This window comes from Haloglomus irregulare, from assembly GCF_007421925.1.
Lineage (GTDB): Archaea > Halobacteriota > Halobacteria > Halobacteriales > Haloarculaceae > Haloglomus > Haloglomus irregulare.
On record NZ_QMDX01000005.1, the window covers coordinates 226,105 to 241,077 of the forward strand.

The window sequence follows — 14,973 nt, forward strand, 5'->3', positions numbered from 1 at the left end:
GCGGAATCTCGGACCGCCGGGACGTTCGGTGACGCAACCGGCACGGCGGTGCGGTGGCCCGATCCGTGTCCCCCGTCCGGTATCGGCTGCGGTCGCTCGGTCCGTCGTCCGACCGGGAACCCCCACTGCCGGTCGGGATTGGGGTCACCGATGGGCTTAGGTCATGTGGAACGCTAGCGGTGGGTATGCAACTACTCGTGGCGGTGGACGGGACACCGGACAGCGACCGGGCGCTGGACCACGGGCTGACCCTCGCCAGGGCGGCGGGTGCGGAGCTCGTACTGGTACACGCCGTCCAGCCGGCTGTCGACGAGGAGACGGCTCCGGAGCCCGTCTCCGGGCCGGCCGAAGTCGGCGACCGACTGGTCATGGAGAGCACGGCCGAGGCCGAGGAGCGCGGCGCCGGAGTGCTCGATTCGGCTGCCGACCGCATCGATGGCGACGACGTGGAGGTGGGACGGGAACTCGTGTACGGCCCGCCGGCCGAGGCCATCCCGGAGTTCGCCGAGCGAACCAGCGCCGACGGCATCCTCGTCGGCCACCGTGACCTCAGCGAGGAACACGAACGGCTGCTCGGAAGCGTCGCCAAACAGCTCATCGAGCGGTCCTCGGTCCCCGTGACGGTCGTCCGCTAGCTCCGGTCCGGACGTGGTTACCCCCAGGCACCACGGCCGCGACCGACACGGCTTTGCCGCAGGCTCCGGGATCCTCTCGCGTGCCCGAGTCGGTTCCGAACGTCTGCGTCGTCACGCATCCGCTCTCCTCGGCCGGGGAGAACGCCACCCGGAGCCTACTGGACATCTTGGGAGCGCTCACGACGGCCGCACTGGTGACGGCGGACCTACCGGTCGACTCCGAGATACGTGACCGCCACGAGGTGGTCGAACTCACGCGACGGGGTGCGGGCGACTCGGTCCCGGTCGCGGCGGGCCGGTTCCTACTGAACCAGCTCCGGATGTGCCGGGAACTGGCCCGCCGCGATGAGGAGGTGGTCGTCTTCTTCGGCGCCACCGCGTATCTCCTGCCGATCACGTTCGCCCGCCTGCGCGGCATGACGGTACTGCTCCAGCCCCGCGGGGACGTGCCGCTGACGCTCCGGCTGAGCTGGGAGCAACGGGTTCCCGCGCCCGTGGCCCGGCTGCTCGCCGGCTCGGTCCGGGCGCTGGAACGGGCGGGCTACGCCGTCGCCGACGGGGCAATCACCTACACGCCGTCGATGGCCAGCGAACTGGGACTCGACCCGGACGCGCCGGACGTGTATCCGAACGGGGCCCGCTACGTCCGGACCGACGAGTTCCAGCCACGGGTGCCGTTCGGTGACCGCGAGCGCCGCGTCGGGTTCCTCGGCCGGCTCGACGAGGAGAAGAGCGTTCGTGAACTGGCACGGGTCGCACAGCGGCTCCCGGACGGCGTGAGCTTCTCGTTCATCGGTGATGGCGACCTGCGAGGACGGCTGGAGACAGAACTGGCCACCGAGATTGACTCGGGTCGGGTCGAGATGCGCGGCTGGGTCGATCACGACGAGGTGCCCGCGGAGCTCTCTCGACTCCGCCTGCTCGTGATGCCCTCGCAGCCGACCGAGGGGCTGCCGACCACGATTCTGGAGGCACTGGCCTGTGGGACGCCGGTGTACGCGACGCCGGTTTCGGGCGTGCCGGACGTGGTTCGAGAGGGCGAGACGGGGTTCCTGATGGAGTCGCGGGAGCCAAGCGATATCGCGATGGGAATCAAAGTGGCATTGGCCCGAGACGACTTGGGGGATGTCTCACACCGGGGACGCTCGTTGATCGAGTCGGAGTACAGTTTCGAGGCGGCCGTGGAGCGGTATCGTGACATCCTGACCGCCACGTGACGTGCCGACGCCAGTGGGACACCGTTATTACAGTAAATAACGTGTTGTGGACTCAATGGGAACGCTCCTGCTGACCGTGGACGCCCTGCGCGCGTCTCACCTGGGGCAGTTCGGCTATCATCGTGACACGATGCCTGCCCTGGACCGAATCGCCACCGACGGCACCGTGTTCACGAACGCGTACGCGAACGCCCCATACACGCGCCTCTCGATTCCGTCCTTCCACACCTCCCGGTATCGTGGGCACGAACTCATCGGGGACACCCCGACGATCGCGTCCGTTCTGAGCGAGGCGGGCATCCACACGGCTTGTCTCGGAACTCTGACCGGGTTCAAGGACTCCGAGGGGGAACTGGTGTTCGACGAGTACCGGGACCTGGGCCGTGATGAGTTCTACGACCGGGCGAACCAGTCACCGGTCTTGGACGCGACGAAACGGGCCGTCAAGCCGCTCCTCGAACGGGTTCGCCCGGCATACCGGCTGGCGGAATCAGTGTACGGCAGCCTGTTCTCGACGCACGAATTCAAAAGCTACACCGACGCGGGCGAGATGACCGATGCGGTCATCGAATGGCTATCCGACCCCCCGGATGAGTTCTTCCTGTGGGTCCACTACATGGAGGGCCACCGGCCATACGGCGTCCACAACGACGACCCGGCGTATCTGGGTGAGTAGCCGTCCGAGAAGGAGATCAAGCATCTCATGGAGACTGCGGGGACGGAGCCCGGAGCGGTGACGATGCGGGAGAACGAACTCATCAGAGACCTCTACGACTCGGACCTCCGGTACTGTTCGGACCATCTCGACCGTCTCTTCGATTTCATGCAACGGGAGGGGCTCTGGAACGGGACGGAGCTGTATCTCACCAGCGATCACGGCGAGGAGTTCTACGACCACGGGATGTACTACCACCGCAACGTACCGTACGACGAACTGCTCAACGTCCCGCTGTTCGTGAAGCGGGACACGGCAGACCCGGACCACGTCGAGGAGTCGCGGGAACTGCTCGACCTGGCGCCGACCATCTGTGCCGACCACGGGGTCGACGTGGATGGGCTCCCGTTCAGGGGGCGGAACCTGTTCGATGGTGAGAGCCGAGAGGTGATCGCCACGGGGTCGGCCGCCATCGACGACGCCGCCGTCGTCGCCGGACGGTGGGACGGATGGAAGTACATCTACGACGGTGGCGACGTCAGACTCTACGACCTCGAGGCGGACCCGGAGGAACGTGTCTCGGTCGCCGATGCGAACCCCGAAACCGTTCGCTCGTTCGAGGCCACGATTCCCGACGGCCTCTTCGACCTGGAGTCGCCCGGGACGCGGACGCCCGACGACGACGTCGACGAGGAGCGACTGGCCGCACTCGGTTACATGGAGGTCTGACGATGGGAATCACGGACAGCCTTCGGTACGTGTACGGTGAGTTGGCGGCCAACTACGGCGACTCCTGGTGGTGGCGCAAGCGCATCGCTGCACGAATCCTCAAGCCCATTCACGCTCGCTACCCGGGATTCGACGACGCGATGCACGTGATGGACGAAGACTGGGACACGCTCATCCTCCTCGATGCCTGCCGCGCGGACCTGTTCGAGGAGGTTGCTGACCGGGAACGGTTCGACCAGTACCGCCGTGCGACGAGTCTCGGGAGCGCGACCGCCGAGTGGACAAAGCGGAACTTCGCCGACGGCGAGTTCGGCGACACCGTCTACATTGCGAGCAACCCCCACACCAGCAAGTTTGCCGGCGACTCCTTCCACGAACTGGTTGAGGTGTGGCAGGACGCGTTCGACGAGGAGCAACGGACCGTCCTCCCCGGGCCGGTCACCGAAGCGGCGCTCGACGCTCATGAGCGCCACCCGGACAAGCGGCTCATAGTCCACTACATGCAGCCTCACCGCCCGTTCGTCGAGGCCGATGATCTCCAGTTCGAGGGCTGGCACCCGAAGTGGCATTATGAGCGCAAGGAGATAGCCGGGATCAGACACCCGTTCCACGCCCTCGAAGCCGGATTGACCGGCCGAGAGGCGGTCTGGAACGCGTACGCGGACAACCTCTCGCTCGTCCTGGACGACGCGCTGGACCTCGTCCGGCGACTGGATGGTCGGAGCGTCCTCACCTCGGACCACGGTAACATGCTCGGCGGGCGGGCGTTCCCGGTTCCGGTCCGGATGTACGCCCACCCCCGGGGAGTCCGGTCGCCGGAACTGGTCCGGGTCCCCTGGGCGGTGGTGGACGGCGAGCGACGGACGATCGTCGACGAGGGGACGAACGCGGCCGAACCGGCGGACCAGGGTGCGATGGCCGACCGGCTAGAGGCGCTGGGGTACGTCTGAGTGGACCGCCGTCCCGTGGGTCAGCCACCGGCTGCCGACCGGACGAGGTTCTCGAACTTCCCGCGGACCCGTGGCGAGACGCCGAGCAGACAGACCGCGTACACCGCCACGCCGAACAACACCAGTCCGACGGTCGCGGACTGCGAGCCCGGCACGACCCGGCGAAGCAGGAGCACGGATCCGGCCATCACGCCGCTCGCGACGACCTGCCGACCGAACTCCCCGAACGGCAGGTCGGGGGAACCGATGACCGCGACGAGTCCCCAGTACGAGAGAACGGCGGTCACGCCCGCCGAGAGGAGCGTGGCCACCGCGGCCCCGAGCCAGCCGAACGCGGCGGCCAGGGCCACGTTCAGCACGAGATTGAGTCCGACGAACGCGAGGTTGATGCGGAACGCGATGTCGGGACGGTCGACCGCGTTCACCGCGTTGAGGAACTGCTCGCCGTAGACCGCGAGGAGCCGTGCTACGATCAGCAGGACGAGCACCCCGACCCCCTGCGTGAACTCCGGGCCGTAGATCCGGAGGACCCGCCGTCCCAGGACAGCCGCACCGAACAGGCCCGGAATCATGAACACCCCGGCGAACACCAGCCCCTCGTTGAGGTAGTGGTGGACGCGCTCCCGGCCGTCCTCCCGCCCGCTCAGTTCGCTCATCTCCGGGAACAGAGTGGTCTGGACGGAGACTGCGACGAGGGCGAACAGCGACGCGAGGTTCCAGGACACCTCGTAGACGCCGATGAGCGTCGGCGAGACGAAGGCCGCGAGGACGATCGTGTCCATCCAGCCGAACGCCCGTGTCTTCAGCTTCCCCAACCAGGCGTATCGGGCGTATGAGAGGAGGTCCCGACCGCGCTCGCGGCTCGGTCGACCGAGAGCGGCCGTCGACAGCACGGTTCCAACGACGACCGCCAGCAGGGTCGCGACCACGTGACCGGCGACCAGCGCGGCGACCCCGAACCCCGCGACGACGGCCCCGATGTGGATGCCCGATCGGGCCACCCGCTCTATGGCCTTGATCCCACCCGATGAGCTTACCCGCTTCTCGCCGTTCAGCACCGCTACGACCGTCACGAGGCCGATGTTGCTGACGACGAGAGCGGCGACCAGTCCGCCGACGGACGCACCGATGTACGACACGACGAACGGCCGGGCCGCCAGGAGCACGACCGCGATGACGGCCGCGAGGATGCCGTTCGTCAGGAGGGCCGTCGCGACGACGCCCCGCGAATCGCCCGCCTCGCTGAGCCGCTTGGTCAGCGCATCGCCGATACCCGTGCTGGGGACGTTCAGCCAGAACGTCAGAGCGACGGCGACCGCGTACACCCCGAGCACGTCCGCCCCGCCGAGCCTGGCGATGGCGAACGTGGCGGCGAACCCGGAAACCGAGACGACGACCTGCGAGAGGAAATGCAGGAAGGCGGTGCGACCCAGCCGCATCTCACTCGACGTAGCCGAGGTCGGACAGTTGTCGGCGCATCGCGTCATCGAACTCCGCGTCACGGCCCTCGCCGACTGGCGCGCCCTCGGTTGCGAGCCACTCGTCCAGCCGCTCGTCGAGTTCGGCCGCCAGCTCCGGCTCCGAATCGCTCACGTCCGTCGTCTCGTCTGGGAGCCTTAGCAGCTCCGCCCGGTCGTCGCTACGCTGGTACCGATGGGTCTCCGTGCGGAGACCGGTCAGCAGCCCCGCATGGAACCGCGAGGTCTCGAAGGATGGGTCGTGTTCGAGGTATAGCTCGAAATCGGTCGGGGAGCGTTGGCTGATGGCGAACTCGCGGCGCTCCGTCCGAAGGTCGACACCCTGGATGCCGTCGGTGTCGGCCTCGCCCGCCTCCAGAAGCGTCCGCATCAGATCCGTGTGCTGGACGATGTCGTCGTTCGCGGGGGCGAGGCCGTCCCCGTCGGTGAGACCGTCGAGTCCCGTCGCGACGAGTGGGACGTTCACGAGCGCGTCGTCAACGACGAGATTGTGCGCCAGAAGCCCGCGGTCACCGAGCATCTCCCCGTGGTCTGCGGTGACGAGAAAGAGCGTCTCCCGGTCGGTATCCAGCCCACGCACCCGGTCGTGGAGCCGACCGATGCACTCGTCGGTATAGGCCACCTCCGCGTCGTACATCGCGAGCAGCGCCTCGCGCTCGCGCTCGGTCAGAGGGTCGCCACTGGCGACGCGGGCGTGCATGTCCCGGTGGGCCTCCATCGCGATGTCGATCGCCTCCTCGACCGTTGCGTCGATCTCGTCGGCGTAGCGGCTCTGCCAGGGCAGCGGCGGCACGAACGGTCGGTGGGGCTCGTTGTAGTGGAGGTAACAGAAGAACGGCTCCTCGCCCGCGAGGTCGTCCAGCCACCGCTTCGCGATGTCGTTCATCAGGAACGGGGTGGCGTGTTTCGCCGTCTCGGTGGTGAAGCCGGCGGAGTGGCGGCGGATGTTGAGGAGGTACTTCGCGAGGGTCCGCGGTCCCGCGGCCGGGAGCACCGTTGAGGCGGCGAGCCAGCTGAACCGGTCGAAGCCGCGGTCCATTCCGGTGGCCCCGCTCAGGTGGCCGTTCCGGGACAGACACGCCGTTCGGTAGCCGGAATCGCTGAACCGCTCGGCGACCGTCGGCAGTTCAGAGGGGACCGACTCCCCGTCGATGCCCACGGTGTTGTGTGAGGGATAGGTCCCGGTCAGGATGCTGGCGCTGGACGGAAGGGTCCAGATGCCGGCCGCGATACAGGTCGAGAACGACCGGCCCACCTCGGCCATGCGCTGGAGGCGCGGCGTCGTGTCCCGGTGGTGGCCGCCCATCGTCGTCCGGTTCTGACGGACGCTGTCGAGCGTGACCCAGACGATGTTCGGCCGACTGTCCATGAACGGCGTTCTGGGCCGGGACTACCAAACCTTTCCATCTGGCCGGGCGAGTGCCGCACACGCCTCGGCGGGCGGGTGCCGTCAGAGTCTTGCCCGACGACACCGCAGTCGAAGCCATGACGCTCGTCGTCCTCGGGCTCGACGCGCTCGACCCCGACCTCGTCGATCCCGACGAGCACCCCAACCTCGCACTGGACGCCAGCCGCGCCATCGACACCATCGACAGTGTGGCGGGCGAGCCGAGCACGCACGAACTGTGGCCGACGATCATCACCGGCCTTCGACCGCCGGAGCACGGCCTCGAACTCGCGGACGGGGTGGCGTGGGGGAACCCGCTACTGGAGTTCGGGAGCGACGTGGCGGATCGGGCCCTGCCCGACGGCTTCCAGAGTCGTATCGGTGCTTGGCTCCTCACGAACACCGGGACCGACGCCTTCCGCACGCCGGCGACGTACTACGCCGAGAACGACCTCCCGACGGTGTTCGACGGGCGCGACGCGCTCACGGTCGGCGTCCCCAACTACGTGACCGACCCGGACAGCGAGGACCGTGAGCACCAGCTCCGGCGCAACCTCGGCGACCTGTTCGAACGCGACCCCGACGCCGTCGGCGGGCACGTCTCCTCGGCCCCCCGTGAGTTCTACGAACAGTGCCTGGAGATGCTGATGATACGCGTCGCCCGCACGCGGCGAGGGCTCCGGAGCGGCGAGTACGAACTGGTGTTCGGCTACACCAGCGGGCTGGACCTCGTCGGGCACGTCGCGTACGAAGAGCCCCGCCTGCAGGAGCGCTCGTACGAGGAGGCCGACGCGTTCGTTGGTGAATTGCGCGCCGACCTCGGCGCGGACGACGAACTCCTTCTCGTCTCCGACCACGGCCTTCAGGACGGCGTCCATACCCACGAGGCGATGGTCGCCGGGACGAGCGATCGCTTAGTCGCCGACATCGGCTCGGTGACGGGCGTGCGCGCCGCCATCGAGGCGGAACTGGACGAGCACGATCACACACCCACGGACCCGTGGACCGGCTCGGAGGTGAGCGGGCGCGGCGAGCAGTCCGACGTCGTCAGAGAGCAGCTAGAGGACCTCGGCTACATGTGAACCGCTGTGTCACTACGCATAGCCCAGGTCCTCCAGCCGATCGGCGACCGCGGTCGAGACCTCGCCGCTCGTCTCGCCGACGCCTGCGTCGGTCAGAGACTCGACGGTCTCGGCGGCCTCGGCGGATTCAGCCTCTATCGCGTACGCAGTGTGGGCGTCACGGACGAGTTGCGTCGTCCACGAGTCGCTGACGCGGCTCGTCTTCCGGACGACCCCCGGTTCCTCGGCCGCGCGGTAGATAGCGTCGCCGCCGGCCTCGTGTGGGCCGACATCGTCGACGTACTCGGTAGCGGCGTTCCGCATGGGGCCGTCGAGGCCCGTCGTCGCGGCGAGCACCGGCCCGTCGGGAACGAACGACGCTACCTCGCCGTCGCCCACGCCGGATACCACCTCAGGGAACCGCGTCAACGTCGCCGGGGCCGTCTCCCGGGATGTCGCCGGTTCGACGCCGTCCGGGTAGCGGACCACCAACGGGACGTGGAGTAGGGGTTCGGCGAGTCCCCCGTTCCCGTGCCCGACGGCGCGGTGTCCTGACCGCGTAGGGTCGGGCTCCCCGAACCCCTCGCCGTGGTCACTCGTGACGACCACCAGCGTCTCGTCAAGCACCTCCCGCTCGTCGAGTGCATCAAGAAGGCCCCCGACGGCGGTGTCAGCCTGCCGAATCGCCCCGTCGTATAATGCTTCCAGCGCGCGACGTTGCCACCAGGGGCGTTGTCCCCCGACGAACTCCCAGGCGTGACTGTCGATGTCGGACTGGAGTGCCCGGAGGCGGTCACCCCCCCAGCGGTCGAACTCCGGACGTGGTTCGTACGGGTGGTGTGCGTCCATCAGATTCACACACGCCGCCCACGGGCCGTTCTGCGCGGCCGTCCACCTCAGAACGCGGTCGACGTAGCGGTCACCGCTCGTGCCGGGCTGGAGGCTCAACGGAAGGCGCTCCGCGACCACAGGGAGGTCACGCTCCAGTTTCTCGAACGCACCGTTCACCAGTCCCCGGATCGGCTGGTCGCCAGCCAGGCAGTGCTGAACGTACGCGAGAAACGAGCTGGTGCCGTGCTGGCGGACGAACTCGCGTGGGTCACCTGCCGAGGGGTACGGGAGGTCGATACGGCCAGCGACCGTTTCGAAGGCGTCCCGGAGTCCGACGTCCACCTCAGTAAGGTACGGGTTCGAGGAGAAGACGCCCGTATCGTAGCCGCCCTCGGCCAGCGTCTCCCACACGGTGTGGCCCTGCTGGAGTCGCTGTCCGCGGCCCGTGACGCCGTGCTCTCGGACGTGGTAGCCCGTGAACATCGAAACGTGGCTCGGGAGGCTCCACGTCCCCGGTGCCCGGGCGTTCATATAGCGGACGGATCGCTCACGCCCGGCGAACGCGTCGAGACACGGGGTCGTCGGTTCGGCGTGCCCCAGGTGACCGACATTCCTCGCCCGGACACTGTCGAGAACCACCAGCAGGACGTTGGGCTGCACAGCCGTAGTCCGCCGACGCGGCACATATTTCCTGCTATCTCCTGTATCACCCGAACGTCCGCCGTCCGGAACCGGCTTGTAGCCGGGGGCTGTCCGGTCACGGCATGAGGGACGTGGCGCTCGCGACGAAGGTGTTCTCACGGGCCGAGAAGCTCGGAGCACTCCTCAAGTCAGCCGGTGACGCCGAACTGGACGCGGTGTACGTCGCCGACGACGGCGAGGCGAGCGACCGCAAGGACGAACTGTACGCCGCGGAGTACCCCTTCGACCTGACCGTTCTCGACCTCGAGTACGACGCCGGCCTCGGGCGTGGCCGGAACGCTATCGTCGAGGTCAGCGACGAACCGTACCTCCTTTTTGTCGATAGCGACCACCGCGTTCCGGGGAACATCGACACCCTGGTCGCCCAGGCCGAAGCCCGGCCGGACCTCGGGGGTATCAGCGGCCTCCTTTACGAGGACGAGAAGATACGAGGGACCTGTCACGACCTCCACGAGCGTGGCGACTTGCTCGTGCGGGACGTTCGCGAGGACAAGCCAGTGGAGATGGTGGCAGGGGCCCCGCTGGTGGAGTTCGAGTTCCTCCCGAACGTCGTTCTCCTGCGCCGCGAGTGTCTGAGTGAGCAGGCCTGGGACGATGAGTACGTCATCGGCAAGGAACATCTGGACTTCTACGTGGCACACGCCGAGCGGACCGACTGGCGGTTCGCCGTCTCGCCGACGGTCCTGTTCGACCACCGACCTGGCGGCGACGAGGGGTACGTCTCCAACCGCGAGAGCGCGGCGAAACTGGCGCACAGCAAACGCTACTTCCTCAAGAAGTGGGGCTACCGACAGATACTGCTCGGGCAGACCGACTGGACGGACGCGACACACCGGCAGGGGACGATCGGCCAGCTCGTCGAGTGGGGCCTCAAGCGAGCCCTCCTCTCGCTCCCGTCCGCGGTCCAGGCGTGGGTCATGAACAGGCGCGACGCCATGCGACGGCGCCGAAGCCGGCCGCCACTGTGATCCGAGCAGCGACGAACACCCCTCGGTGGCCCTCTGACGGGACGGCCCGGCGTGGGAGTCAAGACGGATGACTGATTAGCTCCGCTCGTATGCCCGACGTCGAACTCTCCGAGGGGACCGTTGAGCGGCTCGACGCACTGAAAATCGACGACGAGAGCTACGACGAGGTGGTTACCGGACTGATCAACATCTACGAGGCCGAGGAACTGACCATCTCCTACGGCAGCGGCGGCGGGAACATCTGAACCGGCCGAACGGGTTCGACGTGTCGTTTCCCTTTCCTGGCCGGAAGACGTACACTGGCGTCTATGCCCCGAACAGCCACCGTAGAGACCGAACGCGAGGTGCGACCGGAAACGTCGGTGGTCGGTTGACTCATCGCTGCCGGGTCGCTGCTGCTCCTGCTGCCGGTGTTACCCATCCTGGTAGTCCCGTGGCTGTCCGAGGTGTGCCACGGCGCCGACGACGAGCGCCGGCCCGGGCGCGGCCGGTCGGGGCGGAACCGTGGCGGCAGGGTGTGGTCGTCGCAGACCTACTGAACCGGGCCCGAGCTCCAGTCGATCAGTTGATTCGGATATTACCGAGTCAAATCCGATACTATCCGGGTATGCTGGCCGTATTTCTACTGTATGACGTGTTTCACACGGGTAATCCGATACCGTCCACGCGGCGGCGTCCACTGACGGACGAACCACTGCGGGGGTTCGTTCGGCTACCGGCCCGGACGAAGCTTGAAGTGACGACCCCACGACCCCGCGGGCATGGCTTTCGACGTGGCGCTCGACGGCGTCCTGATGCTCTCGGACCACTCGACCATCGACGACGCCGTCGCACAGGCACGACGCTACGAGGACTGTGGCTTCGCCCGGGTGTCGATGGGCGAGGTGACCGGGTGGAACGTCGTCCCCGTGCTGACGGCCATCGCGCGGGAGACCGAAGACATCGGAATCTCGAACGACGTGTTCGCGCCGCCCGCGCGGTCGCCGGCCATGCTCGCACAGACGGCACTCACGCTCCACGAGGCCAGCGACGGCCGCTACCGCCTGGGCCTGGGTCCCTCCTCGCCGGCGCTGGTCGAGCGGTGGCATAGCGGCGAGTTCGACCCCGCACTCCGGCGGACGCGCGAGACCATCGACGTCGTCCGCGCGGTGTACGAGGGGGGGAAGGTCGAGTACCACGGCGAGGTGTTCGACATGGGCGGGATGAGCTACGACCGGCAGGTCCCGGACGACCCACCGGCCATCGACCTGGCGACGCTCGGGCCGACCGCCGTCGAGATGACCGGCCGCTTCGCCGACGGCTGGGTGCCGCAGCTGTTCACCGCCGACGGGCTCCGGGACCGTCTGGGAGACCTCGAACGCGGCGCCGAGATGGGCGACCGCGCCGTCGACGACGTTCGGGTCGCGCCCATCGTCCGGACGTTCGCTCACGAGGACGGCGACCACGCGCGGTCGATGGCCCGCCAGATGGTCGCCTTCCTCATCGGCGCGTACGGCCCGTTCTACGGCAACTCGGTGGCCGACCAGGGATACCCCGACGCGGTCGAGGAGATCCGCGCCGCGTGGGAGGAGAAGGACACGGCTGCGATGGCCGCCGCGCTCCCGGACGAGGCGCTGGAGGCGTTCGCCGCCGCGGGGACGCCGGAGGAGGTCCGCGAGCACTACCGGGAGATCGCCGCGGTCGAGGGGGTCGACGCGGTCCGCTGTGGGTTCGTCGCTGGGATGAGCCAGGACGACAAGGAGGGGACGATGGCCGCGCTGTCGGAACTCTGAGAGTTCGGGCGCTCCCACCGGCCACGCGACCATCCCGTTGCTCTCCTGCGGTCAGTGTCAATAGATACCATTATCCGCGGGGGGCGGCTTGGCCGCCGTATGAGCCTGGAGAAACCCGACCTCTCGGACAGCACGGCCTTCATCACCGGCACCACCCGCGGCATCGGCAAGTCGCTCGCACTCTCGCTCGCCGAGCAGGGCTGCAACATCGTCTCGACCGGCAAGACCTCCGAGAATAACTCATACGGCGACGACAAGGGCCTGGAGGGGACCATCGAGCAGACCGCCCGCGAGTGCGAGGCGAAGGGCGTCGAGGCCCTGCCCATCGAACTCAACGTCCGCGACGAGGAGGTCGTCCAGAACGCCGTCGATCAGGCCGTCGACCACTTCGGCGAGGTGAACGTCCTCATCAACAACGCGAGCGCCATCCAGCCCGCGAACGTCGAGGACCTGCCCGCCAAGCGGTTCGACCTGCTGACCGACGTGAACGTCCGCGGGGCGTATATCACCTCCCGGGCGTTCATTCCGCACCTCCGCGAGGCCTCGGCGGACTCATGGATCCTGACGAACGCGCCGCCGGTCCGCACCGACCGCAAGACCGGCGGCTCGGCCTACGCCTGGTCGAAGATGGGGATGAGCTTCGTCACGCTGTCGATGGCCGGCGAACTCGCCGGTGACGACATCGGCTGCAACTCCTTCTGGCCCGTCACTGCCATCGACACCCGTGCCACCCGCCACTTCGGCATGGGAACCGAGGACGACTGGCGATCGCCGGAGATCGTCTCCGACACCGTCCTCGAGATGCTGAACCGCGACCCCGCGGAGTTCACCGGCAACGCCGTCTACGACGAGGACTTCCTCATCGAGGCCGGCATCACCGACTTCTCGCAGTACAACCTCACCGAGGGGGACCCACACCCGATGTCCGCGACGATGGTCGACCCGGACTACGAGCGGCCCGAGGCGCTTCGGTGACCGCTCGCGCGGTCACTCCCCCGTGAACTCGGGGTCCCGTTTCTCGGCGAACGCCGTGATGCCCTCGATGTGGTCGTCCGTGCTCGCGGCGTCGGCCATCGCCTGCGTCTCGGCGGCCAGTTGCGTCGGGAGGTCGTTCGCGGACGACTCGTCCAGCAGCCGCATCGTCCGGCCCAGCGCCACGGTCGGCCCCTCGGCGATCTCGCCCACGACCTCGTCGAGCCGGTCCTCGAACGCGTCCTCCGGGACGGCCTCCGTGACGAGCCCGCGCTCGGCGGCCTCCTCGGCGCCGACCTTCTCGTTGAGCAGGACGAGCCGTTTCGCCTCGCGCCGGGTCACCGTCCGCGGGAGGTAGTAGGTGGAGCCCCCGTCGCCGGGGAGGCCGATCCTCGGGTAGCCGTACTGGAGGTAGGCACCCTCGCTGGCGACCGTGTAGTCGCCGACCAGCGCCAGCGAGAAGCCCGCGCCGACCGCCGGACCGTTGACGCCGGTGACGACCGGCACCTCTGCCTGGTGGAGGTGGAGCATCGCGTCGTGGAGCACGGCTGCCCCCTTGCGGAACCCCTCGGACGGGGTCGCCGCGTTCGCGTTGCCGATGTCCAGCACGTCGCCGCCCGCGCAGAACAGGCCGTCCGAACCCGTGATGACCAGACAGCGGGGCCGGTCGGTCTCCAGTCCTGCGAACAGGTCCGTCAGCTCGTCGATCATCGTCCGGTTCAACGCGTTCATTTTGCTCGTGCTGTCGATGACGACACGCCGAACGCCGTCCTCGTCCGTCACGCGCAGGTTCTCGTAGTCGTCGCTCACGACACGCCCGTCGACGGGGGTGTACGTAGACCTTCGGACGCGGGGGCGGGCTACAGGTCGACCGTCCGGTCGGCGGTCGCGCCGCACGAGGGGCAGGTCCGCTCGTACCGGACCCGCCCGCCGTCCGTCTCGCACCGCCACTCGGCGTCGTCACAACCGCACTCGGGACACCGGGAGACGGTCTCCGTCAGCCGGTCGCGCAGCCGGTCCAGCGCGGAGACGCCGGTCGGACCCCGGATGGCCATACCGGATCGTACATGGTTGAACATGATACCTCTCTCGTCGCGGGGGTCGTGGTCGCGTCACATCCGAGACCGACAACCGAACCCGTTTTGTCCGCGCCCGGACCACTAACCGGTATGCCGTTCGTGACTCGGCTCACGCTCCAGTCCGGGGACCGCGAGACGCTCGAGCGGGTGGTGACCGATATCAAGGAGCGGGCCGAGCGCAAGGGCGTCGAACTCCGGGGGCCGAACCCCGAGCCACAGCGTGACGTGACCGTCCCGCAGTACGACCGCCTTGACCCCGACGGCGGTCGGTTCGAGAGCTGGACGTACGCGGTGTACGTCCGCTCCATCGTCATCGTCGGGCACGACGACTTCGCCCGGGACGTGGCCGGCGACGACTACCCGTCCAGCATCCACCTAACGGTCGACGTCGAACAGGTCAACAACCCCGGCTGACCCCCGGCCGCCCCGACCACCGTGCTCCCGGCCGGGTCGGCGGGTCCCCGCGCCGGCGCCCTCGAACCGCCCCGAGCAACTGCGCCCGGTACACGGCGAGCGTTTAATCCGCCCGCCAACGAT

14 protein-coding genes and 1 pseudogene are annotated in these 14,973 nt (G+C 68.2%); 10 read left to right on the forward strand and 5 right to left on the reverse strand.

The window, feature by feature from the left end:
* Positions 1-185: 185 nt before the first annotated feature.
* The 4 genes and pseudogenes from DP107_RS10430 (at position 186) to DP107_RS10450 (ending at position 4,186) form a co-directional block, all read left to right on the forward strand.
* Positions 186-635 (forward strand): universal stress protein, encoded by a 450-nt coding sequence (locus DP107_RS10430; protein WP_144262101.1) that lies wholly within the window; start codon positions 186-188, stop codon positions 633-635.
* Between the two features lie 80 nt (positions 636-715).
* Positions 716-1,852 (forward strand): glycosyltransferase family 4 protein, encoded by a 1,137-nt coding sequence (locus tag DP107_RS10435; RefSeq protein ID WP_202877382.1) that lies wholly within the window; start codon positions 716-718, stop codon positions 1,850-1,852.
* 55 nt (positions 1,853-1,907) lie between these two features.
* Positions 1,908-3,236 (forward strand): annotated as a pseudogene (locus DP107_RS20750) (sulfatase).
* Between the two features lie 2 nt (positions 3,237-3,238).
* Positions 3,239-4,186: an alkaline phosphatase family protein gene (locus DP107_RS10450; RefSeq protein ID WP_144262105.1), complete on the forward strand. Its 948-nt coding sequence runs from the start codon at positions 3,239-3,241 to the stop codon at positions 4,184-4,186.
* A gap of 20 nt (positions 4,187-4,206) precedes the next feature.
* Here DP107_RS10450 and DP107_RS10455 read toward each other — a convergent pair whose 3' ends face one another.
* Both DP107_RS10455 and DP107_RS10460 read right to left on the reverse strand, forming a co-directional pair.
* A complete protein-coding gene (locus DP107_RS10455) occupies positions 4,207-5,625 on the reverse strand; it encodes an oligosaccharide flippase family protein (RefSeq protein ID WP_144262106.1) in 1,419 nt (472 codons plus the stop codon).
* A gap of 1 nt (position 5,626) precedes the next feature.
* Positions 5,627-7,033, reverse strand: coding sequence for a sulfatase (locus tag DP107_RS10460; RefSeq protein ID WP_144262107.1), 1,407 nt, complete (start codon positions 7,031-7,033; stop codon positions 5,627-5,629).
* A gap of 116 nt (positions 7,034-7,149) precedes the next feature.
* Here DP107_RS10460 and DP107_RS10465 point away from each other — a divergent pair, with 116 nt between their 5' ends.
* The gene (locus DP107_RS10465) at positions 7,150-8,133 is read left to right on the forward strand and encodes an alkaline phosphatase family protein (RefSeq protein WP_144262108.1); all 984 of its coding nucleotides are present in this window, start codon (positions 7,150-7,152) and stop codon (positions 8,131-8,133) included.
* A 12-nt stretch (positions 8,134-8,145) separates the two neighbouring features.
* Here DP107_RS10465 and DP107_RS10470 read toward each other — a convergent pair whose 3' ends face one another.
* Positions 8,146-9,603 carry a sulfatase gene (locus tag DP107_RS10470; RefSeq protein WP_185977263.1) on the reverse strand — a complete coding sequence of 486 codons (1,458 nt, stop codon included), beginning with the start codon at positions 9,601-9,603 and terminating at the stop codon, positions 8,146-8,148.
* 104 nt (positions 9,604-9,707) lie between these two features.
* On the opposite strand from DP107_RS10470, the gene DP107_RS10475 reads away from it, so the two are divergent.
* The 4 genes from DP107_RS10475 to DP107_RS10485 all read left to right on the forward strand — a co-directional run bounded on the left by DP107_RS10475 (position 9,708) and on the right by DP107_RS10485 (position 13,360).
* Complete coding sequence (locus DP107_RS10475; RefSeq protein WP_144262110.1) at positions 9,708-10,613, forward strand: glycosyltransferase family A protein; 906 nt, start codon at positions 9,708-9,710, stop codon at positions 10,611-10,613.
* An 89-nt stretch (positions 10,614-10,702) separates the two neighbouring features.
* Complete coding sequence (locus tag DP107_RS20030; protein WP_185977264.1) at positions 10,703-10,858, forward strand: DUF7557 family protein; 156 nt, start codon at positions 10,703-10,705, stop codon at positions 10,856-10,858.
* Between the two features lie 516 nt (positions 10,859-11,374).
* Positions 11,375-12,385 (forward strand): TIGR04024 family LLM class F420-dependent oxidoreductase, encoded by a 1,011-nt coding sequence (locus DP107_RS10480; RefSeq protein WP_144262111.1) that lies wholly within the window; start codon positions 11,375-11,377, stop codon positions 12,383-12,385.
* Between the two features lie 99 nt (positions 12,386-12,484).
* The gene (locus tag DP107_RS10485) at positions 12,485-13,360 is read left to right on the forward strand and encodes an SDR family oxidoreductase (protein ID WP_144262112.1); all 876 of its coding nucleotides are present in this window, start codon (positions 12,485-12,487) and stop codon (positions 13,358-13,360) included.
* Positions 13,361-13,372: 12 nt separating this feature from the next.
* On the opposite strand, the gene DP107_RS10490 is transcribed toward DP107_RS10485, so the two are convergent.
* The gene (locus DP107_RS10490) at positions 13,373-14,167 is read right to left on the reverse strand and encodes an enoyl-CoA hydratase/isomerase family protein (RefSeq protein ID WP_144262113.1); all 795 of its coding nucleotides are present in this window, start codon (positions 14,165-14,167) and stop codon (positions 13,373-13,375) included.
* A gap of 50 nt (positions 14,168-14,217) precedes the next feature.
* Positions 14,218-14,412, reverse strand: a complete 195-nt coding sequence (locus DP107_RS10495) for an HVO_0649 family zinc finger protein (RefSeq protein WP_144262114.1) — start codon at positions 14,410-14,412, stop codon at positions 14,218-14,220.
* A 114-nt stretch (positions 14,413-14,526) separates the two neighbouring features.
* Between DP107_RS10495 and DP107_RS10500 the strand changes: the two genes are divergently transcribed.
* Positions 14,527-14,850 carry an uS10/mL48 family ribosomal protein gene (locus DP107_RS10500; RefSeq protein ID WP_144262115.1) on the forward strand — a complete coding sequence of 108 codons (324 nt, stop codon included), beginning with the start codon at positions 14,527-14,529 and terminating at the stop codon, positions 14,848-14,850.
* Positions 14,851-14,973: the final 123 nt, after the last annotated feature.

Excerpts from the sequence above, each read along its gene's own strand:
- DP107_RS20030 (WP_185977264.1), top strand. The coding sequence starts at position 10,703 with ATGCCCGACGTCGAACTCTCCGAGGGGACCGTTGAGCGGCTCGACGCA.
- DP107_RS10475 (WP_144262110.1), top strand. The coding sequence starts at position 9,708 with ATGAGGGACGTGGCGCTCGCGACGAAGGTGTTCTCACGGGCCGAGAAG.
- DP107_RS10460 (WP_144262107.1), bottom strand. The coding sequence starts at position 7,033 with ATGGACAGTCGGCCGAACATCGTCTGGGTCACGCTCGACAGCGTCCGT.
- DP107_RS10455 (WP_144262106.1), bottom strand. The coding sequence starts at position 5,625 with ATGCGGCTGGGTCGCACCGCCTTCCTGCATTTCCTCTCGCAGGTCGTC.
- DP107_RS10495 (WP_144262114.1), bottom strand. The coding sequence starts at position 14,412 with ATGGCCATCCGGGGTCCGACCGGCGTCTCCGCGCTGGACCGGCTGCGC.
- DP107_RS10430 (WP_144262101.1), top strand. The coding sequence starts at position 186 with ATGCAACTACTCGTGGCGGTGGACGGGACACCGGACAGCGACCGGGCG.
- DP107_RS10450 (WP_144262105.1), top strand. The coding sequence starts at position 3,239 with ATGGGAATCACGGACAGCCTTCGGTACGTGTACGGTGAGTTGGCGGCC.
- DP107_RS10480 (WP_144262111.1), top strand. The coding sequence starts at position 11,375 with ATGGCTTTCGACGTGGCGCTCGACGGCGTCCTGATGCTCTCGGACCAC.
- DP107_RS10485 (WP_144262112.1), top strand. The coding sequence starts at position 12,485 with ATGAGCCTGGAGAAACCCGACCTCTCGGACAGCACGGCCTTCATCACC.
- DP107_RS10465 (WP_144262108.1), top strand. The coding sequence starts at position 7,150 with ATGACGCTCGTCGTCCTCGGGCTCGACGCGCTCGACCCCGACCTCGTC.
- DP107_RS10500 (WP_144262115.1), top strand. The coding sequence starts at position 14,527 with ATGCCGTTCGTGACTCGGCTCACGCTCCAGTCCGGGGACCGCGAGACG.